Source organism: Mesorhizobium sp. M1182, assembly GCF_040318335.1.
In the GTDB taxonomy this organism is placed as follows: domain Bacteria; phylum Pseudomonadota; class Alphaproteobacteria; order Rhizobiales; family Rhizobiaceae; genus Mesorhizobium.
Window position 1 is genome coordinate 310902 of sequence record NZ_JAMYMD010000003.1, and the last position, 21150, is coordinate 332051.

18 protein-coding genes are annotated in these 21150 nt (G+C 62.8%); 2 read left to right on the forward strand and 16 right to left on the reverse strand.

What is annotated here, in order from left to right:
- Window positions 1-60: 60 nt before the first annotated feature.
- From pyc to NKH33_RS06585, 10 genes are all read right to left on the reverse strand, one after another.
- Window positions 61-3519, reverse strand: a complete 3459-nt coding sequence (gene pyc, locus NKH33_RS06540; RefSeq protein WP_352918532.1) for a pyruvate carboxylase — start codon at window positions 3517-3519, stop codon at window positions 61-63.
- A gap of 191 nt (window positions 3520-3710) precedes the next feature.
- A complete protein-coding gene (locus tag NKH33_RS06545; RefSeq protein WP_352471237.1) occupies window positions 3711-4829 on the reverse strand; it encodes a branched-chain amino acid ABC transporter substrate-binding protein in 1119 nt (372 codons plus the stop codon).
- A 138-nt stretch (window positions 4830-4967) separates the two neighbouring features.
- Window positions 4968-5315 (reverse strand): DUF6867 family protein, encoded by a 348-nt coding sequence (locus tag NKH33_RS06550; protein ID WP_352471238.1) that lies wholly within the window; start codon window positions 5313-5315, stop codon window positions 4968-4970.
- Between the two features lie 19 nt (window positions 5316-5334).
- On the reverse strand, window positions 5335-6063 hold the full coding sequence (locus NKH33_RS06555) for an ABC transporter ATP-binding protein (protein ID WP_352471239.1): 729 nt from the start codon (window positions 6061-6063) through the stop codon (window positions 5335-5337).
- Window positions 6063-7229 (reverse strand): ABC transporter ATP-binding protein, encoded by a 1167-nt coding sequence (locus NKH33_RS06560; protein WP_352918534.1) that lies wholly within the window; start codon window positions 7227-7229, stop codon window positions 6063-6065. The genes NKH33_RS06555 and NKH33_RS06560 overlap by 1 nt, the downstream gene beginning before the upstream one ends.
- Entirely contained in the window at window positions 7229-8857 is a 1629-nt protein-coding gene (gene livM / locus NKH33_RS06565) for a high-affinity branched-chain amino acid ABC transporter permease LivM (protein WP_352613328.1), read from the reverse strand. The genes NKH33_RS06560 and livM overlap by 1 nt, the downstream gene beginning before the upstream one ends.
- Before the next feature lie 4 nt (window positions 8858-8861).
- Window positions 8862-9764 (reverse strand): branched-chain amino acid ABC transporter permease, encoded by a 903-nt coding sequence (locus tag NKH33_RS06570; RefSeq protein WP_352454929.1) that lies wholly within the window; start codon window positions 9762-9764, stop codon window positions 8862-8864.
- Between the two features lie 335 nt (window positions 9765-10099).
- Window positions 10100-11101, reverse strand: coding sequence for a 4-hydroxyproline epimerase (locus NKH33_RS06575; RefSeq protein ID WP_352471242.1), 1002 nt, complete (start codon window positions 11099-11101; stop codon window positions 10100-10102).
- 28 nt (window positions 11102-11129) lie between these two features.
- Entirely contained in the window at window positions 11130-12380 is a 1251-nt protein-coding gene (locus NKH33_RS06580; protein ID WP_352471243.1) for an NAD(P)/FAD-dependent oxidoreductase, read from the reverse strand.
- A gap of 48 nt (window positions 12381-12428) precedes the next feature.
- Window positions 12429-13322, reverse strand: coding sequence for a dihydrodipicolinate synthase family protein (locus tag NKH33_RS06585; RefSeq protein WP_352471244.1), 894 nt, complete (start codon window positions 13320-13322; stop codon window positions 12429-12431).
- A 166-nt stretch (window positions 13323-13488) separates the two neighbouring features.
- On the opposite strand from NKH33_RS06585, the gene NKH33_RS06590 reads away from it, so the two are divergent.
- The gene (locus NKH33_RS06590) at window positions 13489-14079 is read left to right on the forward strand and encodes a GntR family transcriptional regulator (RefSeq protein ID WP_502893709.1); all 591 of its coding nucleotides are present in this window, start codon (window positions 13489-13491) and stop codon (window positions 14077-14079) included.
- Between the two features lie 13 nt (window positions 14080-14092).
- On the opposite strand, the gene NKH33_RS06595 is transcribed toward NKH33_RS06590, so the two are convergent.
- The 3 genes from NKH33_RS06595 to NKH33_RS06605 all read right to left on the reverse strand — a co-directional run bounded on the left by NKH33_RS06595 (window position 14093) and on the right by NKH33_RS06605 (window position 16811).
- Window positions 14093-14407, reverse strand: coding sequence for a hypothetical protein (locus NKH33_RS06595; RefSeq protein WP_352471246.1), 315 nt, complete (start codon window positions 14405-14407; stop codon window positions 14093-14095).
- A gap of 303 nt (window positions 14408-14710) precedes the next feature.
- Window positions 14711-15007 (reverse strand): hypothetical protein, encoded by a 297-nt coding sequence (locus tag NKH33_RS06600; protein ID WP_352471247.1) that lies wholly within the window; start codon window positions 15005-15007, stop codon window positions 14711-14713.
- Between the two features lie 307 nt (window positions 15008-15314).
- The gene (locus tag NKH33_RS06605) at window positions 15315-16811 is read right to left on the reverse strand and encodes a CoA-acylating methylmalonate-semialdehyde dehydrogenase (RefSeq protein ID WP_352471248.1); all 1497 of its coding nucleotides are present in this window, start codon (window positions 16809-16811) and stop codon (window positions 15315-15317) included.
- A gap of 321 nt (window positions 16812-17132) precedes the next feature.
- Between NKH33_RS06605 and NKH33_RS06610 the strand changes: the two genes are divergently transcribed.
- Window positions 17133-18014 carry a LysR family transcriptional regulator gene (locus NKH33_RS06610; RefSeq protein WP_352918536.1) on the forward strand — a complete coding sequence of 294 codons (882 nt, stop codon included), beginning with the start codon at window positions 17133-17135 and terminating at the stop codon, window positions 18012-18014.
- 37 nt (window positions 18015-18051) lie between these two features.
- Here the strand turns inward: NKH33_RS06610 and NKH33_RS06615 are convergent, their stop codons facing one another.
- From NKH33_RS06615 to NKH33_RS06625, 3 genes are all read right to left on the reverse strand, one after another.
- Window positions 18052-19308 (reverse strand): D-amino acid dehydrogenase, encoded by a 1257-nt coding sequence (locus NKH33_RS06615; RefSeq protein ID WP_352918538.1) that lies wholly within the window; start codon window positions 19306-19308, stop codon window positions 18052-18054.
- Window positions 19309-19446: 138 nt separating this feature from the next.
- Window positions 19447-20598, reverse strand: coding sequence for an alanine racemase (gene alr / locus NKH33_RS06620; RefSeq protein WP_352918540.1), 1152 nt, complete (start codon window positions 20596-20598; stop codon window positions 19447-19449).
- Window positions 20599-20627: 29 nt separating this feature from the next.
- Window positions 20628-21149: an RNA pyrophosphohydrolase gene (locus NKH33_RS06625; protein WP_352471250.1), complete on the reverse strand. Its 522-nt coding sequence runs from the start codon at window positions 21147-21149 to the stop codon at window positions 20628-20630.
- Window position 21150: the final 1 nt, after the last annotated feature.

Consider the following 21150-nt stretch of genomic DNA (forward strand, 5'->3'; position numbering starts at 1 on the left):
CGATGCGGCATGAAGGGCTGCTGCCAGGCGCCGACAAGGCCCTATCGATGCCGGCCTGTTTCACCCGAACGCGATCAGCAGATCCTTGGCATCGATCTGGTCGCCGGCCTTGACCAGCACCTCGGCTATGGTGCCGTCGCGTTCGGCATGCAACGCCGTTTCCATCTTCATCGCTTCGATCGACAGCAGCACGTCGCCGGCCTTCACCGCCTGGCCGGCAGCGACCGCAAGCGCCGAGACGACGCCAGGCATCGGCGCGCCGACATGCGCCTCATTGCCCGGCTCCGCCTTGCGCCGTGCCTTGGCAGCGGACGCGCCATGCGCCCGGTCCGGCACCTTCACCCGGCGCGGCTGCCCGTTGAGCTCGAAGAACACGGTGACCATGCCCTTTTCGTCGACATCGCCGATGGCAAGGCAGCGCACCACCAGCGTCTTGCCTTTTTCGATGTCGACGAAAATCTCGTCTTCCGGCTTCATGCCGTAGAAATAGGTCGGCGTCGGCAGCACGCTGACCGGCCCGTAGGTCTCCTGCGCGGCGGCAAAATCGGAAAACACCTTCGGATACATCAGCCACGACGCGAACTCGAACCCGCTGAGCTTGCGCTCGAGCTTTTCCTCGACCTCCGCGCGACTGGCCTTGAGGTCCGCCGGTTTGAGCAGCGAACCCGGCCGCACCGTGATCGGCTTTTCGCCCTTCAGCACCTTCTTCTGCAATTGCTTTGGCCAGCCGCCCGGCGACTGGCCGAGATCGCCGCGCAACATCGACACCACCGAATCCGGGAAGGCGATGTCCCTCGCCGGATTCTCGACGTCGGCGACGGTCAGGTCCTGGCTCACCATCATCAGCGCCATGTCGCCGACGACCTTGGACGACGGCGTCACCTTGACGATGTCGCCGAACATCAGATTGACGTCGTGATAGGTCTGCGCCACTTCGTGCCAGCGTGTCTCCAGCCCGAGCGAGCGCGCCTGTTCCTTGAGGTTGGTGAACTGACCGCCCGGCATTTCGTGCAGATAGACCTCCGATGCCGGCCCCTTCAGGTCGCTTTCGAAGGCTGAATACTGGTTGCGCACCGCCTCCCAGTAGAACGAGATGTTCCTGATCCACTGCGGGTCGAGGCCCGGATCGCGCTCGGTGCCCTTCAGCGCCTCCACGATCGAACCCAGGCACGGCTGCGAGGTGTTGCCCGATAGCGAATCCATCGCCGCGTCGATGGCGTCGACGCCGCTCTCCACCGCCGCCAGCACGGTTGCCGCCGACAGGCCGGATGTGTCGTGGGTGTGGAAGTGGATCGGCAGGTCCGTCGCCTCGCGCAGTGCCTTGAACAGCGCGCGGGCAGCGCTCGGCTTTAGAAGCCCAGCCATGTCCTTGACGGCGATGATATGGGCGCCTGCCGCCTGCAATTCCCTGGCCAGGCCGACATAGTATTTCAGATCGTATTTGGCCCGCGCCGGATCGAGTATGTCGCCGGTATAACAGATCGCCGCTTCAATCAGTCTGCCCTCGGCGCCGATCGCATCCATGGCCACGCGCATGTTCTCGACCCAGTTCAGGCAGTCGAAGACCCGGAACAGGTCGATGCCGCCGGCAGCGGCCTGGCGGACGAAATGCTGGACGACATTGTCGGGATAGTTGGTATAGCCAACGCCGTTGGCACCGCGCAGGAGCATCTGCAGCAGAAGGTTGGGTGTTGCCTCGCGCACCAGGGACAGCCGCTCCCATGGGTCTTCGGTGAGAAAGCGCATGGCGACGTCGAATGTGGCGCCGCCCCAGCATTCGAGCGACAAAAGCTGCGGCAGAGCACGCGCATAGGTGCCGGCAATTCCGGCAATGTCATAGGTGCGCACACGCGTCGCGAGCAAGGATTGATGCCCGTCGCGCATTGTCGTGTCGGTGACCAGCACCTCTGTTTGCTCGCGCATCCACGCGGCGAATTTCTCCGGCCCGAGCACGTCGAGCTTCTGCTTGCTGCCTTGAGGCACGTTGCCGTTGAGATATGGCACTACCGGTGGCGCCGCATCGGCCTTTGGCTGCGGCCGGCCGCGCGTCTCGGGATGACCATTGACCGAAACGTCGGCAAGGTAGTTGAGCAGCTTGGTCGCGCGGTCCTGCCGCTTCACACTGGCGAACAGTTCCGGCGTCGTGTCGATGAACTTGGTGGTGTAGGAATTGTCGGCGAAGCTCGGGTGATTGATGATCGCCTCGAGGAACGTGAGGTTGGTCGCCACGCCGCGGATGCGGAATTCGCGCAGCGCCCGGTTCATGCGGGCGATGGTCTCGGCCGGCGTCGGCGCCCACGCCGTTACCTTTTCCAGCAGCGGATCGTAGAAGCGGGTGATGACCGCGCCCGAATAGGCGGTGCCGCCATCAAGGCGGATACCGAAGCCGGTGGCACCGCGATAGGCGGTGATGCGGCCATAGTCGGGGATGAAATTATGCTCGGGATCTTCCGTGGTGATGCGGCACTGCAGCGCGTGGCCGTTGAGCCTGATGTCCTTCTGCTCCGGAACGCCCGATTCCGCCGTGCCGATGGCAAAGCCGTCGAGGATATGGATCTGCGCCTTGACGATGTCGATGCCGGTCACCTGTTCGGTGACCGTGTGCTCGACCTGGATACGCGGATTGACCTCGATGAAGTAGAATTTTCCGGTATCGGCATCCTGCAGGAACTCGACCGTGCCGGCGCCGATATAGCTGGTTTCGCGCGCGATCCTCAGCGCGTAGCCGCAAAGCTCCTCGCGCTGTGACATTTCGAGGTAGGGCGCCGGCGCCCGCTCGACCACTTTCTGGTTGCGGCGCTGGATCGAACAATCGCGCTCGAACAGGTGCACGGCGTTGCCATGAGTGTCGCCCAGTACCTGCACCTCGACATGGCGTGCGCGCTCGATCAGCTTTTCGAGATAGACCTCGTCCTTGCCGAAAGCCGCCTTCGCCTCACGCTTGCCTTCCATGACCTCGCGCGCGAGATCGGCCTCGGAGCGGATGGCGCGCATGCCGCGGCCGCCGCCGCCCCAGGATGCCTTGAGCATCACCGGGTAGCCGATCGTCTTGGCGAGTTCCTTTATCGCCGCCATGTCGTCCGGCAAGGGATCGGTGGCGGGAATTACCGGCACGCCGACTTCGATCGCGAGGTTGCGAGCGGCGACCTTGTTGCCTAGCCTGCGCATCGTATCCGGCTTTGGCCCGATGAAGATGATGCCGGCCGTGGCGCAGGCCTCGGCGAATTCCGGGCTTTCCGACAGCAGGCCGTAGCCTGGATGGATGGCATCGGCGCCCGATAGCCTGGCGACGCGGATAACCTCCTCGATCGACAGATAGCTTTCGATCGGCCCCATGTCCCTGGCCAAATGCGGCCCGCGCCCGACCTGGTAGCTTTCGTCGGCCTTGAAGCGATGCAGGGAGTATTTGTCCTCCTCTGCCCAGATCGCCACGGTTTTGAGGCCGAGCTCATTGGCCGCGCGGAAGACGCGGATGGCTATTTCGGAGCGGTTGGCGACAAGGATCTTCGAGATTGCCAAGGACAGGGCTCCGGACGCGGGAAAGGGAACTGCCGGACATGATTAGCGCGAAAATGCTGCAGTGCAAACAAAAATGGAGACGTCGGCTAAACCGATTTAAATCCTTGCGCCTATGCGATGAAGCAAAAGACAAATGAAAAATGCCCGGCGCGAGGCGCCGGGCATTTTTTGGGCTGCAGGCGTTTGCCGGCTTATTGTTCGAAGTAGGTGTACTTGCCGTCGTCACCCTTCTTCCAAGTGTAGATGACGTAGTCGGGACGGGTGATGTCGCCCTTTGCGTCATAGCCGATGTCGCCGATGGCGGTCTTCCACGGGCCACTCTTCTTGATCTCTTCCGCAACCTTCTGCGCGTCGTCGGAAGAGCCGACCTTGTTGGCGGCGGCGGCGACGATCTGCAGCGCGGCGTAGGAGTAGAGCGTATAGGCTTCAGGCTCGAAACCGGCGGCGCGGAACTTCTCCACGAGTTCCTTGGCGTTCGGGTTCTTGCGCGGATCGGGAGCGAACGTCATCAGCGTGCCGTCGACGGCATCGCCGGCGATGGAGGCCAATTCGTTCGACACGATGCCGTCGCCGGACATGAACTGGGCCTTGAGACCCTGATCGGCGAGCTGGCGCATAATCAGGCCGGCCTCGGTGTGCAGGCCGCCATAGTAGACGACGTTGACGCCGGCATCCTTCATCTTGGCGATCAACGCCGAGAAGTCCTTGTCGCCGACATTGATGCCCTCATACATGGCTTCGGTCACGCCATCAGCATTGAGTGCCTTCTTGGTTTCGTCGGCGAGACCCTGGCCGTAAGGCGTCTTGTCGTGGACGACGGCGATCTTACCGTCCTTAAAGTGCGCGGCGAGGTAGTCGCCGGCAACCTTGCCCTGCTGATCGTCGCGTCCGCAGGTACGGAACGTGTTCCACAGGCCCCGCTCGGTCAGCTTCGGGTTGGTCGCGGAAGGCGTGATGACGAGAATGCCGTTCTCGGCATAGACCTCTGACGCCGGAATGGTGACGCCCGAATTGAAGTGGCCGACGACATATTTGACGCCATCGGCGACAAACTTGTTGGCGACCGAGATGCCCTGCTTCGGATCCGACACGTCGTCGCCGACCTCGATCTTGATCTGCTCGCCGTTAATGCCGCCAGCCGCGTTGATATCGGCGGCAGCCTGTTCGGCGCCCTTCTGCAACTGCGCGCCGAATGCTGCGTTCGGGCCAGTGATCGGACCGGCAACGCCGATCAGGATGTCAGCCCACGCGCTGCCGCTGAACGCGACAAGCGCGGTCAGGGCGACGGCGGACAAAAGTGACTTTTTCATTGAAACGCTCCCATTTACCGAGTGGGCGTGGATGTTGCTTTCATGCGATGCCCACTCTTGCTCGCAGAAAGAGTACTTTGCCGATTTTCAGGCACTTGTCACGCCGATTCATCCCTGAAGCGCCGTTAATGATAAATGTCAACCTTTTGGTTTCCAGCTCAAAAGAGAGGCTCTTTCGTAAAGCCAATTATACTGCGTTACCATCTGGTTGGTGCGCGTGTATTGGTAGCCAATGAAGCCCAATATCATCAGCACGATGGTGTCGACCACGTAGTAATGCAGCGAAAACATCGTTCCGCCGAACAGCGCATGATGGATGAATCTTACGCCGATGCCGAGCCCCAGCATGTAGGCGAACAACTGGGCGAAGCTGCGCCACGTCTGCGCACATGCCTTGCCCGTCATCCACGCCGCCCAGCCGCCGAGCAGGCAGGTGACGAAGAAGAACTGCCAGATCGAGGGTTCCTCATAGACAATGCCCTGCATGATTGATGTCTCCTGAAACTCAGTGATGGCCGCCTTCGAGATAGGCGGCGCGCACCTCCGGATTGGCGAGCAACTCCTTGCCGGTGCCGCTCATCGTCACGTTGCCGTTGACCATGACATAGCCGCGCGTGGCGAGCTTCAGAGCGCCGAAGGCGTTTTGCTCGACCAGGAACACGGTCAGTCCCTGCGTGCGGTTCAGCTCCCGGATAGCGTCGAATATCTGCTTGACGATCAGCGGCGCCAGGCCAAGCGACGGCTCGTCGAGCAAAAGCAGCTTCGGCCGCGCCATCAGCGCGCGCCCGATCGACAGCATCTGCTGCTCGCCGCCGGACAGCGTGCCACCACGCTGGGCAATGCGTTCCTTCAGGCGTGGAAACAGCGTGAACACCTTCTCGACGTCCTCGTCATAATGCTCGAGGTTGTCGAGGCTGGCGCCCATTTGCAGGTTTTCCATCACCGTCATGCGCGGGAAAATGCGGCGCCCTTCCGGCGACTGGGCGATGCGCATGCGCGCGATCTCGTGGGTCGGCATCTGGGTGATGTCGGTACCGGCGAATGTGATGGTACCCGCGCGGGCGCGGGGAGCACCGAAGATGGTCATCATCAGCGTCGACTTGCCGGCGCCGTTGGCACCGATCAGCGCTACGATCTCACCTTGCTTGACCGTGACATCGACGCCGTTCAGCGCCCTGATGTTGCCGTAGTAGGTCTGGACGCCCTTGATATCGAGCAGCGTTGTGCCGGCCATTATTTCCGCCCCCCACGCCGATCAGAGGTGCCGGGAGTTTTTGACTTCACCGGAGCCTTGGAGGCCGGCTTTGCAGTGGAAGATTTTGCGGCAGAAGATTTCGCGGCCGATTTGGCTTTGGCCGGCGATCCGGACTTTGCCGCGGCGCTCGACCTTGCATCGATCTGCCCGGCTTTCGAAGCGCCCTTTGACACGGTGACGCGTTCGCCCTCGCTGTGGCCAACCGTGTCGGCAACCGGTCCGGCGAGATACGAAGACGATGTGCCTGGGCCATGGGCCGCATCCGGACCCGTATCCAATTGCTCGATGACGTCTTCGTCGCCGACTTCGGTCAGCACCGTCTCGACGTCCTCGTCTTCGACGCCGAGGTAGGCAGCGATGACGCGCGGGTCGGTCCGCACCGATTGCGGGTTGCCGTCGGAGATCTTGCGCCCGTATTCGAGCACGACGACATGGTCCGAAATCTGCATAACCACCGCCATATCATGCTCGATCAAAAGGATCGACGTGCCGGTGTTGTCCTTGATGTCCATCAGCAGTGCATTGAGCGCCGCCGATTCCTTCGGATTAAGGCCGGCGGCCGGCTCGTCGAGGCACAGAAGCTCAGGGCCGGTGCACATGGCGCGAGCAATTTCGAGCCGTCGCTGCGCGCCATATGGCAGATCGCCGGCAGGATCGTCGGCGCGGTCGACGAGATCGGCCTTTTCCAGCCAGTGCTCGGCCAGTTCAACCGATTCCGCCGAAGCCTGTCTGTATCCGCTATAACCGAACAGGCCGAGAATGGTATAGCCGGACGCCTTCATCAGCTTGTTGTGCTGGGCCACCAGCAGGTTCTCCAGCAGCGTCATGCCCGAGAACAGGCGGATGTTCTGGAAGGTGCGCGCCACCTTGGCCCGCGCCGGGATTTCATGGTTCGGCAAACGTTCGAGCAGGAAGGTCGAGCCGTCGCGCCGATTGAGCGTGATCATGCCTTCCGACGGTTTGTAGAAACCGGTGATGCAATTGAACACGGTGGTCTTGCCGGCGCCGTTGGGACCGATCAGCGCGGTGATCTCGCCGCGTTTGGCCTGGAACGACAGGTCGCCGATGGCGACGAGACCGCCGAACTTCATCGACAAATGATCGACCTGCAGGATGGCATCGTTCACGGAGGGGCTCGCGTTCATCAGCCGTGTCCCTCCTTGGTGAAGGACCCCGACACCGCCCTGCGCACCTTGAGGAAGGCTGTCGGCTCGCGGCTGCCGACGAAGCCGCGCGGCTTCCACAGCATGACGATGACCATGGCCATGCCGAACAACAGCATGCGATAAAGCTCCGGCGTGAAGTCGGGGCCGAACCCGGGTATAACCTTGATGTTGCCCCAACTCAGGCCGGTCTTGAGGAAATCCAGTTCGCGCAGGATTTCGGTGCCGCCGATCATCACCATCGCGGCGACGGCAATGCCGACCAGCGAGCCCATGCCGCCAAGCACGACGATGGCAAGGATGATCGCGGATTCCAGGAAGACGAAGGATTCCGGGCTGACGAAGCCTTGCCGCGCGGCAAAGAACGAGCCGGCGAAGCCGCCAAACATCGCGCCCGTGGCAAAGGCCGTGAGCTTGGTGGTGGTGGTGTTGATACCGAGCGAGCGGCAGGCGATCTCGTCCTCGCGCAGCGCTTCCCAGGCGCGGCCGACCGGCAGACGCCTGAGCCTCACGGTGACGAAGGCCGTCAGCAGACAGAGCCCAAGGATCAAATAGTAGAGGAATATCTTGTAGTAGGCACCCGATTGGGCGATGCCGAGCACCTTCGAGATGTAGTTCGGATCGGAGACGTTGAACGACATCAGGCCGAAGAAAGACACCTTCGGGATGCCGGAAATGCCGGCCGAGCCGTTGGTCACCTCGCGCCAGTTGATGATCACCAGCCTTATGATTTCGCCGAAGGCGAGCGTCACGATCGCCAGATAGTCACCGCGCAGGCGCAGCACCGGGAAGCCGAGCATCACGCCCCAGAACGCAGCCATCAGGCCAGCGGCGGGCAGCAGGATCCAGAAGGAGAGGCCGAAATGCGTGCCGAGCAGCGCATAGGCGTAGGCACCGACGGCGTAGAAGGCGACATAGCCGAGATCGAGCAAGCCGGCCAAGCCGATAACGATATTCAGCCCCCAAGCCAGCATCACGTAGATCAGGATCTGGATGCCGTAATTGTCGACATATTTCAGCGAGCCCTGGAAACCGGCGGCCATCGACCCGGCATATAGAGCCAGCACCAACACCACGATAATCGGGTAGAGCGCCAGTGCGGTTATGCCCAATGCCGAGAAATGAGCGTGAATGAAGGCCCGGAACCGATATATCAGCCAAGCCAGCGCATAGATGATTGCGAGCGCCCGCAGGAACCGCACAAAATCGGAAAGTTCCGGCCCTAAGGCCTCGGTCAGAAAGCCGCTGAGCGCGACCAGAATAACGGCGACGGCGAGCGCCACGATGAACGCGGGAAGGCGGAAGAATCGCGAAGCCAGGCTGACCGGCAGCAGGCCGGTGGCGACGTCGACGATCTTCTGGTTCGCCAGGAAGGGCTGGCCATAGGCGACATAGAGGAAGCGTCCTGCCATGGTGGCGATCACGACGCCGGCGAGCAAGCCCCAGCGTTGCACCAGGATCAGTTCGTTGGAGATATTCTGGTCGGTTTTCAGGCCGATGAACAGCACGAACAGGCCAAGCGAGATGGCGCCGGCATAGAGCGCTTCGCGAAAAGCGCGCTGGACCGGGGTGGCGACGACGGTGCTTTCCGGAGACACGGTAACCGCCATGATCTCAGACCTTTTCGACTTCTGGCCGGCCGAGAATGCCGGAAGGCAGGAAGATCAGCACGATCGCCAGGATGGAGAAGGCGGCGACGTCCTTGTAGTCGATCGAGAAATAAGCCGACCACATGCTTTCGATGAAGCCAATCATCAGCCCGCCGAGCACGGCGCCGGGCAGTGAGCCGATGCCGCCGAGCACCGCGGCAGTAAACGCCTTCACACCGGGCGTAAAGCCGTCGGAAAACACCACAACGCCGTAATACATCAGGAACAACGTGCCGGCGACGGCGGCAAGGGCGGCGCCCATGATGAAGGTGATCGAGATGGTGCGATCGACGTCGACGCCGAGCAGTGCGGCCATCTTGCGATCCTGCTCGCAGGCGCGCTGTGCCCGGCCGAGCGAGGTCTTGTTGACCAGGTACCAGAACAGCGCCAGCAGGACTATGGTGACCAGGACGATGATGATCTGCTTCAGCGAGACGCTGATGCCTTCGATGTTGTAGACCTTGGACACCATTGGCGGGACCGGCTTGTTGCGCGGCCCTTGCGTCACCTGGACGAAATTGGACAGCGCAATCGACATGCCAATCGCGGTGATCAGCGGCGCCAGCCGGAATGAACCGCGCAAAGGCCGGTAGGCCACCTTCTCGATCGTCCAGTTATACAGGCTGGTCAGCAGCATCGCGACGATCATCATGATCAGCAGCGCAACGACGATCGGCAGCGAATAGAACAATGCACCGAGGATAAGGAAAACGATGAGCGCGGTGAAAGCGCCGATCATGAAAATGTCGCCATGGGCGAAATTTATCATGCCGATGATGCCGTAGACCATCGTATAGCCGATCGCTATCAGCCCATAGATCGATCCCAGCGTCAGCCCGTTGATAAGCTGCTGGACAAAATACTGCATGCTGTCGTGGCTCCCCTGGAATGTCGCCCATGCAGACGCATTCCTTTTCGTATTTTCCCTAGTCGTAAAGTTTCGAGCCCGGATTGCAACGTGATTTTTCGATCATTACGCGTGTTTTCGCCGCACGTCGTCCGATTGCCCGTTTGGTTCCCGTCCGCCCCCTGGACCATCGCGGACCCTACCATTGGCCTAACGCAATGTCTTTGACGATTCAATCGCAGCATGCGACCCATTTCGAAGAAATCGCCGTCAAAATAAGTTGATGAGCGGGATCGTTGCGCCGTCGAAGGCAATCCGTTTGCGCTCTCTTTCTTTCGCTTGCGTCAGCGTTTTCTCTATTTGACGACGAAGCCGTGCGCGAACGGGTCGCGGTCGTCGATGAAGATCGTGTTCAATCCGGTCATCCGCGCCCACCCGCCGATCGACGGAATGATTGCCGGCTTGCCGGCGACGGTGACCTCTTTCTCGACCCTGCCCTTGAACAGCGACCCGATGATCGATTCGTGGACGAAGTCGTCGCCGACCCCAAGCTTGCCCTTGGCGTGAAGCTGCGCCATGCGCGCCGAGGTGCCGGTGCCGCAGGGCGAACGGTCGATTGCCTTGTCGCCGTAGAAGACGGCGTTGCGGGCATCGGCTTGCGGGTTGGTCGGCGCGCCGGTCCACAATATGTGCGACAGCGTATTGATGCCGGGATTCTCCGGATGCACGAAGGTATATTTTTCGTTGAGCCGCTGCCGCACCACCGGGCTCCAGGCGATCAGTTCGCCGGCCGAATGGTCGGCCATGTCGCGATAGGTCTTTTGCGGTTCGACGATGGCGTAGAAATTGCCGCCATAGGCGACATCGACGCTGATCTCGCCGAGCCCGGGGCATTCGACCGTCAGTGCCTCGGCATAGAGGAAGGAAGGCACATTGGTGATGCGCACCTCCTCGACATAGTCGCCGACTTGGCTGTACTCGGCTACGACCACGCCCGCCGGCGTATCCAGCCTGAGCACGCCCGGTGTCTTCGGCTTGATCAGCCCATGCTCGACGGCAAAAGTTACCGTCCCGATGGTGCCGTGGCCGCACATCGGCAAGCAGCCCGAGGTTTCGATGAACAGGATGGCGATGTCGCAATCTTCACGCGTCGGCGGATAGAGGATCGAGCCGGACATCACGTCATGGCCGCGCGGCTCGAACATCAGCCCGGTGCGGATCCAGTCATATTCGGCCAGGAAATGCGCTCGCCGCTCCATCATCGTCGAGCCCTTGAGCAAAGGCCCGCCGCCGGCGACCAGCCGCACCGGATTGCCGCAGGTGTGGCCGTCTATGCAGAAGAAGGAATTCTTGGCCATGCCGGCTCCCAACTGACTGTCTTCGAACTCAAAACCGTTGCGGGCTGAACGGGCCGAGATCGAGCGATGGATTCTGCCCGAGAACGAGCTCGCGGATCAAGCGCCCGGTCACCGCGGCCTGGGTCAGGCCGAGGTGACCGTGGCCGAAACCATACACCACCGACGGCGTTTGTTGCGACCGCCCGATCACCGGCAGCGAATCCGGCAGCGACGGCCGGAACCCCATCCATTCGCGTCCATTGGCCGGATCCAGTCCCGGCAGGAATTTCTGCGCCTTTTCGAGCAGCGCTTTCGAGCGCGCATAATTGGGCGGCCTCTCAAGGCCGCCGAGTTCGACCGCGCCGCCGACGCGCAGGCCCGTCTCGAGCGGCGTGATGACGAAGCCATGCCCGGAGAAGATCAATTGCCGCTTTACGTCGAAGGCAGTCTTCGGCAACGTCGTGTTGTAGCCACGCTCGGTCTCCAGCGGGATTCCGTCGCCGAGATGTCTCGCCAGCAGATGCGACCAGGCCCCGGCAGCGATGACGACGTGCTTCGCCCGTCGCCGCGTGCCGTCGGCCGTGGTCAGGATCGCGCCGTCCTGTCCCGCCTCGACACGCTCGATCCGGGCCCTTTCGAACACGGCGCCCAACCTCTCGGCATAGGCCCACAAGGCCTTTCCAAGCAGCTTGGGATCGGCAACGGTTTTCCACCCCGGCACGAACGTTCCCTTGACGAAGCGCGGCGACAGACCGGGCTGCAGGGCTGTGAGAGCGCTCCCCTCGACATGGCCGAAGCCGATGCCGAAGCGCTGCCTTGCCGCCCAGCCGGGCAGTGAAGCCTTGAACTCGGTCTCGCTGTCGTAGAGTTCCAGCGAGCCGTCCTCATGCAGCATCGGCCGTGTGCCGGAACGGTCGAGCAAGCCCATCCATTCCGCCTCGGCGAGCTTCATCATCCCGGCCTGCGCGGCAAGGCCGGCTTCATAGCGGTCGCTTCGGCCGGCGCGCCAGAAGCGGACCAGCCAGGGCAGCAGCTTCGGCAGATACGCGGGTGGGATGCTGAGCGGGCCGAGCGGGTCGGCGAGCCATTTCGGCAACTGCTTGATCATGCCCTTGTGGGCGAGCGGCAGCACATCGGAGAAGGCAAAGGCAGCGGCATTGCCGGAGCTGGTTTCCTCACAGATCCCCGTCCGATCGAAGATCGTCACGTTTCGCCCCGCCTCTGCCAGAAGGGCGGCGGCGCAGATGCCGATGATGCCGCCACCAATGATGGCGACATCGAGCGTAGCATTATCATTCATTGCCGTGCGCCGCGCTGCACATCTGCAAATGCCTTCAAAGCGACTGGATCAGAATGTCGGCAGCTCTGGCCGCACCGCCAGCGCATCCCTGACGATCTTTTCGACTGCCTTGCGCCGCTCGCCCGACAATGGCTGGCGCGGCATGCGCACGCGGTCGTTGGTGTTGATCGCCAGCACTTCGGCAAGCTTGATGTTCTGCACCAGATAGGTCGAAACGTCGAGGTCGAGCAGCGGCCGGAACCAGCGGTAGATCTTCAACGCCTCCTCGCGGCGGCCCTGTCGCATCAGCTGGTAGATGGCGACGGTCTCGCGCGGGAACGCGGTGACCAGGCCCGCCACCCAGCCGATGGCGCCGACCGACAGCGCCTCGAAGGCGAGATTGTCTACGCCGGTGAACAGGTCGTAGCGGTCGCCGAGGCGGTTGATGATCTCGGTCGAGCGGCGGATGTCGTCGGAGGACTCTTTTATGGCGACGAAGCGTTGGTCCTTCGCCAACTCCTCCATCTGGTCGACGGTAACGTCGACGCGGTAGGCAAGCCGGTTGGAGTAGATCATCACCGGCAGGTCGCCGGCCGCGGCGACGGCGCTGAGTGCCGCGACCGTCTCCTCGGCATTGGTATGGTAGATCGGGCTCGGCACCACCATCAAACCGTTGGCGCCTTCCTTGGCGGCGCGGCGCGCGATCGCCGCCGCCTCGCGTGTACCGGCCTCGTTGACCGTCAACAGCACCGGTTTCTTGCCGGCGATCTTCTGCGCGGTCTTCAGCACCGCGATCTTCTCGTCGTGCGACAGCATCGGGCCTTCGCCGAGCGACCCGCAGACGATGATGCCGTCACAGCCGGCCTCCATCTGCAGCGCAAAGCAGCGCTCCATCTCGGCATGGTCGAGGCCGTCGTCCTCGGTGAATTTGGTCGTAACGGCGGGGAAGACTCCGGCCCACATGTCGATCGCTCCATCTGATATATCAGTCGTATATTTCTTAAGAAGCCGGCTGTCAACGTTGAATCTGATATGATATATCAACAATATATCAGGAGATGCCGCATTGGTATATGACAGCCCGGGCTCCGAGCCGGCAACTGCGAAGGCCTACCGCAGGCTCGAGCACATGATCGTAACTCTCGAACTGGCGCCGGCGAGCTTCATCACCGAGGGGGCGCTGATTGACAGGCTCGGCCTCGGCCGCACCCCGGTTCGCGAAGCAATCCAGCGGCTGGCCTGGGAGGGCCTGCTCGAGGTCCGGCCGCGCGCCGGCATCGCCATCGCGCCGCTTCACCCCGGCGACTGGCTGCGTGTCCTCGACGCCCGCCGTGGCGTCGAGGTGGTGCTTGCCCGCTCGGCCGCCCGCTTCGTCACCCGCGAGGCCGCCGACCTGTTCCATGACGCTGCCCTTGCCATGCAAAAGGCGGTGATTTCGGAAAATGTGTTCTACTTTATCCAAGCCGACAAGGCGCTCGACGAGGCGCTGGCCCTGGCTGCCGACAACCCGTTCGCCGCGCGCCTGGCGGCACCCTTGCAAACCCATAGCCGTCGCTTCTGGTTCCGCTACAAGGCCGATACCGGCTTGGCCGAATCCGCCGAGCATCATGTCGCACTGATCCGTTCGATCCTCGCCGGCGACGAAGATGCCGCGGCCAAGGACGCCAAGCGCCTGATGGCGCTTTTGCGCGGCCATGCCGAGGCAGCTGCCACACGCTGAGCCTGCCATTTCGTCATGCGCCCTGGCCGGGCAGGGCCATCACGTTTTCCCAATTGTCGCCGGCCGCGACGATGCAGCTTCTGCCGGCGATATCGGTGACGACGATGGTCCAGGTTCCGGTCTCGGCGACAAAGACTTCCATGACCGCCTCATGACCGATCAGCCCCAAAGCAAACTGCCTTTCCTGGAACTTCTCGCTCAAATGGGCGACGAGCTCGCCATGTTCAACGCAGTGTTGATATTGCGCGCCTGCGGTGTTCGTACCCACCGCCAATGCGCCAGCAAGAACCAGGGTTTTCACCCATCTCAACAGCGATTTGCGTGCCATAGGGCACCTCCTTTGCCATCACGTTCCGGCAAAGGAGGGGTTTGACGGCCTCATTTTGCCGGAGCGATCCAGGCCGGTTCCGACGTCATCATCATCGCGTCGTTCCTTTCTGTGTTCCGGTCTGCCATTGGTGGGAACGATTTAAGATGTTCCCATTATGTTCTCGATATATGGTATCGATAATGGAAAAGCGCAAGCAGGCGCCCAAGCGGGCGCCTGCAGATCCGTTTTACGGCTGTCGCCGAAAGAATGAGCCACAGGCCGCGCGGCCATGCCGAGGCGCGCAGACCCGTGATAAATCGTTCAGGTGCCTGGCAGCGCCGCTTTCGTCATCGCGCTCTCCCAGCCTTCGCCGACTGAAATCACGCAGCTTTGACCTTTTGTGTCGCTGGCGAGGATGGTCCATGTGCCCTTGTCGGAAACGAAGACTTCAAGCACCACATTCGGATTGACGACGCCGACCGCGCTCGGGTTTTCATGAAACTTCTCGCCGAGCGCCTTGACCATATCGGCGCGTGCCGCACATTGCTCGGCAGCCATTGCCGGGACGGCGGAAAGGGCCATCGCAGCGCAAGCTATAGTCGCCATGAGACGTGCCATCTGACACCTCCTTTGCGCCGGACGATATCCCCCGGAGCCGTCACCAGCGCCGTTGGTTGATCTGCCAGCATCTCCTTCGCGGCAGGACTGCAACCTAAGAAGATTGCTGCCTTCTTGGTTCCATCACATTAGTGTTCATGCCGATGAAGACCGCGACAAAAAGGCCCGAGCTTGGTGCCCGGGCCTTTTCTTGCTTTCTGCGATTTGGATCAGTTCATCGTCGGGGTGACGAATTCGGCGCCATCCTTCACGCCGGCCCGCGCGCCCCAAGCCGAAGGTGAGGACGCGCTGACAGGAAACCGTTCGGTCAGTTCATCGTCGGGATGACGAACTCGGCACCGTCCTTCACGCCGGACGGCCAGCGCGACGTTACCGTCTTGGTCTTGGTGTAGAAGCGGAACGCGTCCGGCCCGTGCTGGTTGAGGTCGCCGAAGGAGGACGCCTTCCAGCCGCCAAAGGTGTAGTAGGCGATCGGCACCGGGATCGGCACGTTGATCCCGACCATGCCGACCTGAACCCGCGAGGCGAAGTCGCGCGCCGCGTCGCCGTCGCGGGTGAAGATGGCGACGCCATTGCCCATCTCGTGCTCGTTGGCGAGCTTGATGGCGTTCTCGTAGGTCGGTGCGCGCACCACCGACAGCACCGGCCCGAAGATCTCTTCCTTGTAGATACGCATGTCGGCGGTCACGTTGTCGAACAGGCAGCCACCCATATAGTAGCCGTTCTCGTAGCCCTGCATGGAAAAGCCGCGGCCGTCGACGACCAGCTTGGCGCCTTCCTTGACGCCGGTGTCGACATAGGACTTGACCCGTTCCAACGCCTGCGCCGTCACCAGCGGGCCGAAATCGGCGGAAGAATCCGTCGACGGACCGACCTTCAGGCTCTCGACGCGCGGCACCAGTCTTTCCATCAGCCGGTTGGCGGTGTCGTTGCCGACCGGGACGGCCACCGAGATTGCCATGCAGCGCTCGCCGGCCGAGCCGTAGCCGGCGCCGATCAGCGCGTCGACGGTCTGGTCCATGTCGGCATCCGGCATGATGATCATGTGGTTCTTGGCGCCGCCGAAGCACTGCACGCGCTTGCCGGCCGCGCAGCCGCGCGAATAGATGTACTGGGCGATCGGTGTCGAGCCGACGAAACCGATGGCCTTGATGTCGGGATCGTCGAGGATGGCGTCGACCACTTCCTTGTCGCCGTTGACGACATTAAGGATGCCCGCCGGCAGACCGGCCTCGATAAACAGTTCGGCAATGCGCATCGGCACGCCCGGGTCGCGTTCGGACGGCTTGAGAATGAAGGCATTGCCGCAGGCGATGGCCGGCGCGATCTTCCACAGCGGGATCATCGCCGGAAAATTGAACGGCGTGATGCCGGCGACGACGCCGAGCGGCTGGCGCATCGAATAGACGTCTATGCCGGGGCCGGCGCCATCGGTGAACTCGCCCTTCATCATATGCGGCGCACCGATACAGACCTCGACCACTTCGAGGCCGCGCTGGATGTCACCCTTGGCGTCGGCGATGGTCTTGCCGTGTTCGCGCGCCAATATCTCGGCCAGCGCGTCATACTCTTTGGCGACCAACTCGAGGAACCGCATCAGGACGCGTACGCGCCGCTGCGGATTGGTCGCCGCCCAGCCGGGCTGTGCGGCCTTGGCGTTTTCGACCGCCGCACGCAATTCCGCCTGCGAAGCCAGCGCCACCGTGCCGCGCACCGTGCCGTCCATCGGCTGCATGACGTCCTGCTTGCGGCCGCTGGTTCCGGCGACGCGCTTGCCGCCGATGAAATGACCGTATTCGATCATGGTCTCTCTCCCTGGTTCGTGATGAGGCATTGTCCGCCTTTGCGGGAGCGATGGCAACGCGAGCGAAAACGCAACCGTTGTGCAGAAAATAGATAGCGGTTGACCGCAGAGCATCAATTCTCGCAAATAGGAAGAATGCAGGTCCCCAGCAGCAAGGATTGAGATTGAGTTCCTTCACCGCCCCCCTCTGTCCTGCCGGACATCTCCCAAGAAAGACGCCTGCGGCGAAACTGCCAATCTCCCCCCTTGAGGGGGAGATGTCCGGCAGGACAGAGGGGGGCGCGAAGGAACGCGGTTTTGATCGTTATCGCCAGGACCCTCATGAACTGGGATGATGCCCGTATCTTCCTTGCCGTAGCGCGGGCCGGCCAGATCCTCGGCGCCGCCAGGCGGCTGGAGCTTAATCACGCGACCGTCTCGCGCCGCATTGCCGCCCTCGAGGCAGCGCTCAGGACAAAACTGTTTCGCCGGCTTACCACCGGCAGTGAGCTGACGCCGGCGGGCGAGCGTTTCCTCGAGATTGCCGAACGCATGGAGGGCGACATGATCGCCGCGCGCTCGACCGTTTCAGGCGAAGGCGACGACTTCTCGGGCACCGTGCGCATCGGCGCGCCGGACGGCTTTGGCGTCGCGTTCCTGGCCAGGCGCCTCGGCGCGCTGACCGCTCTGCACCGTGAGCTCACCATCCAGCTGGTGCCGGTGCCACGCTCCTTCTCTTTGTCCCGGCGCGAGGCCGACATTGCCATCACCGTCGAACGACCGACGGAAGGCCGCCTGGTGGCGGGAAAGCTGGTCGACTACACGCTCGGCCTGTTCGCGTCGCGTGCCTACGCCGACACCCATGGCCTGCCCGGAACCGCCGCCGAGCTAGGCCAGCATACGCTGATCGGCTACGTGCCGGACCTGATCGTCAGTCCCTCGCTCGACTACGCGGCCGAATTCAGCCCCGACTGGCGGACCAGCTTCGCCATTTCCTCGGCGCTCGGCCAGGCCGAAGCGGTGCGTTCCGGCGCCGGCATCGGCATCCTGCACACCTTCGTTGCCCGCTCGATGCCGGAGCTGGTGCCTCTCGATATCGTCGCACCCATCCGCCGCGCCTACTGGCTGGTCTATCATGAATCGGTCAGGCCGCTGCGCCGCGTCCAGGTCGTCGCGAGCTTCATTACCAAGGCCGTCGAACGGGACAGGGGTTTGTTCGCGTGAGCCTGCCGGCCGCTGGCTGTCTTAGCTGGTGGGCGTCTTACTTGGCGTATCGTCCGGGCCCGAGATCGCCGACGTCGATGTCGGGCACCCGGCTGGAGATGATGTCGGCCAGAACTTTGGCCGAGCCGCAGGCCATGGTCCAGCCGAGTGTGCCATGGCCGGTGTTGAGATAGAGATTGGAGAAATCGGTGCGGCCGATCAGCGGCGGCCCGTCCGGTGTCATCGGCCGCAGCCCGCACCAGAAGGTCGCCGATCGCATGTCGCCGCTGCCCGGAAACAGGTCGCCGACCGAATGTTCGAGCGTGCGGCGCCGCGATTCATGCAGCCGCAGGTCGAAGCCGGAAATCTCCGCCGTGCCGCCGACCCGGATACGGTCGCCGAGCCGGGTGATCGCTACTTTGTAGCTCTCGTCCATCACGGTCGAGACCGGTGCAGCGGCGGCGTCCTTGATCGGCAGGGTGATCGAATAGCCCTTGACCGGGTAGACCGGGATGGGCCGCTTCAGCATGCGCATGAACCGTGCCGAATAGCTGCCCATCGCCATCACATAGGCATCGGCGACCATCCAGCCCTTGCTGGTGCTGATGTTGGTGATGCGATCGCGCTTCTTGACGACGCGCCGTATCTCCGTGTCGTATTCGAAGGTGACGCCGCGTGCTGCGCAAAGCTCGGCAAGCCTGTCGGTGAACATCTTGCAGTCGCCGGTTTCGTCGCCGGGCAACCGCAGGCCACCGACGAATTTTTCGCGCACGCCGGCCAGCCCAGGCTCGGCCGCAATGCAGCCGTCGGGGTCGAGGACCTCGTAGGGGACGCCATAGGCCTTCAGCACCTCGACATCGCCGCCGACGCCGTCGAGCTGCTTTTGCGTTCGGAAGAGCTGCAGCGTGCCCTTGGCGCGCTCGTCATAGGCGATGCCGGTCGCCTCGCGCAGCGCCTTCAGCGTGTCGCGGCTGTATTCGGCCAGCGGCACCATGCGCGCCTTGTTCAGCGCGTAGCGTTCAGCCGTGCAATTGCGCAGCATCTTGACCAGCCATATCCACATATGCGGATCGAGGGCCGGTCGCACCACCAGTGGACCGTGCTTCATCAAAAGCCATTTGATGGCCTTCAGCGGAACGCCGGGCCCGGCCCAGGGCGAGGCATAGCCGGGCGAGATCTCGCCGGCATTGGCAAAGCTGGTTTCCAGCGCCGGGCCTTTCTGGCGATCGATCACCGTCACCTGATGACTGGCCTCGGCAAGAAAATAGGCGGTGGTGACCCCGATCACGCCGCCGCCCAGCACGAAGATCTTCATCGTTTGGTTCTCCGCGGCGGCATCTCGTCGGGATTCGAGACCGGGATCATCGCCGCCTCATGTCTGCCGGATTCTGTGGCGTCAGCCAAGTGCCGATGCTTAGGGAAAAGACATGCGTGAGGACAACAACCTTGCGTCCTAGCCATTCACATAGCGCCGGTGGAAACGGTGGCCGAGGCTGGTCAAGACCTCATAGCCGATGGTGCCGGCCTGGCCGGCTACCTGGTCCACCGTCTGCGACGACGGTCCGATCAGTTCGACGAGGTCGCCGGCCTTCAGCCTGCCGGGCGGCAGTGCGGAAATGTCGAGGATGATCGAATCCATCGAAACCCGGCCGACGAAGGGCAGCCGCACATTTTCGAGCCAGGCGGAGGAAGCGGCGCGTCGATGCCAGCCATCGCCGTAGCCGAGCGAAATCGTCGCCGCGGCAAGCGGAGCCTTGGTGTGGAAAGTGTGGCCGTAGCCGACACCGGCGCCGGCCCCCAATATCCGCGTCTGGATGACCTTGGCTTGCAATCGCACCACCGGCAGCATCGGATTGTCCTTCGCCGGCGTCGGATTGACGCCATAGAGAGCGGCACCCGGACGAACGAGGTCGTAGTGATAGCGCTGCCCGAGAAAAATGCCTGATGAATTGGCAAACGAAGCCGGCGCTTCCGGCAGCATCCGGCGCAGCCGTTCGAATTCGAGCCGCTGCCGCTCGTTGGCCGGCTGCTCGGGTTCATCGGCGCAGGCGAGATGGCTCATCACGAACGTCAGTTCGACACCGTCGAAAGCCTGCGGATCCTGCGCGACTGCCTTCACCTCGGATGGCGTCATGCCGAGCCGCGACATGCCGCTGTCGACCTGGAGGGCGGCCGGCAACTTACGGCCCACCCGCCCGGCCATCTCGCGCCATGCCGCGAGTTGGCTGGCGCTGTTGAGTACTGGGCAAAGCCCTGCCGCAACCGCTTCCCTTTCCGCACCCGGCGGAATGCCGTTCAGCACATAAATGGCCGGGACTGAGCCGAGCGCCTTGCGCAGCAAGATGCCGCCGGCCAAATGCGCAACAAAGAAAGTATTACAGCCCTCACCCATCAGCGCCGCCGCCACCGGCGCCGCGCCAATCCCATAGCCGTCGGCCTTGACCACTCCAGCACAGCCGACGCCGCCCAGCCGCGCCTTCAGCCGCCTGTAGTTCTCACGGACGGCGCCGAGATCGATGGTCAGGATCGCCCCTGCCGCGGCTTCGCTGATCGGTTCGCCCAGGGTGACGGTCGGCGGAAGAGATTTGCTGGAGACGTCGTTCATGCCGACCTGTTTTAACGGAAGGCCGGCGGCTACGCCACCAGGTGCCGGAACGCCGCCACCACGTCTTCGTAGACCTTGCGCTTGAACGGCACGATCAGGCCCGGCAATTCCAGCATCGGCCGCCACGCCCACCGGTCGAACTCGGCCTTGTGGCCACCCGGCGGCGGATTTATCGCGATCTCGCTTTCGTCGCCGTGGAAACGGAAGGCAAACCATTTCTGCGTCTGGCCGCGATATCGTCCCTTGAAGGCGACGCCGACCAGATGCGCCGGCAGGTCGTATTTGATCCAGTGCGGCGCCTCGGCCAGCAGCGACACCGAGCGCATGCCGGTCTCTTCGTAAAGTTCACGCGCCGCCGCGGGCAGCGGCTCCTCGCCATCATCGATGCCGCCCTGCGGCATCTGCCAGAGCTGCGTCGTTCCAGCGAATTCGCTGTCCGGCTCGGCAATGCGACGGCCGACCCAAACCAGGCCGGCTTCATTGAGGACCATCACCCCTACGCAGGGCCGGTAGGGCAGCGTCTCGGGCTCAACGAGCTTGTTCTTTGCCATC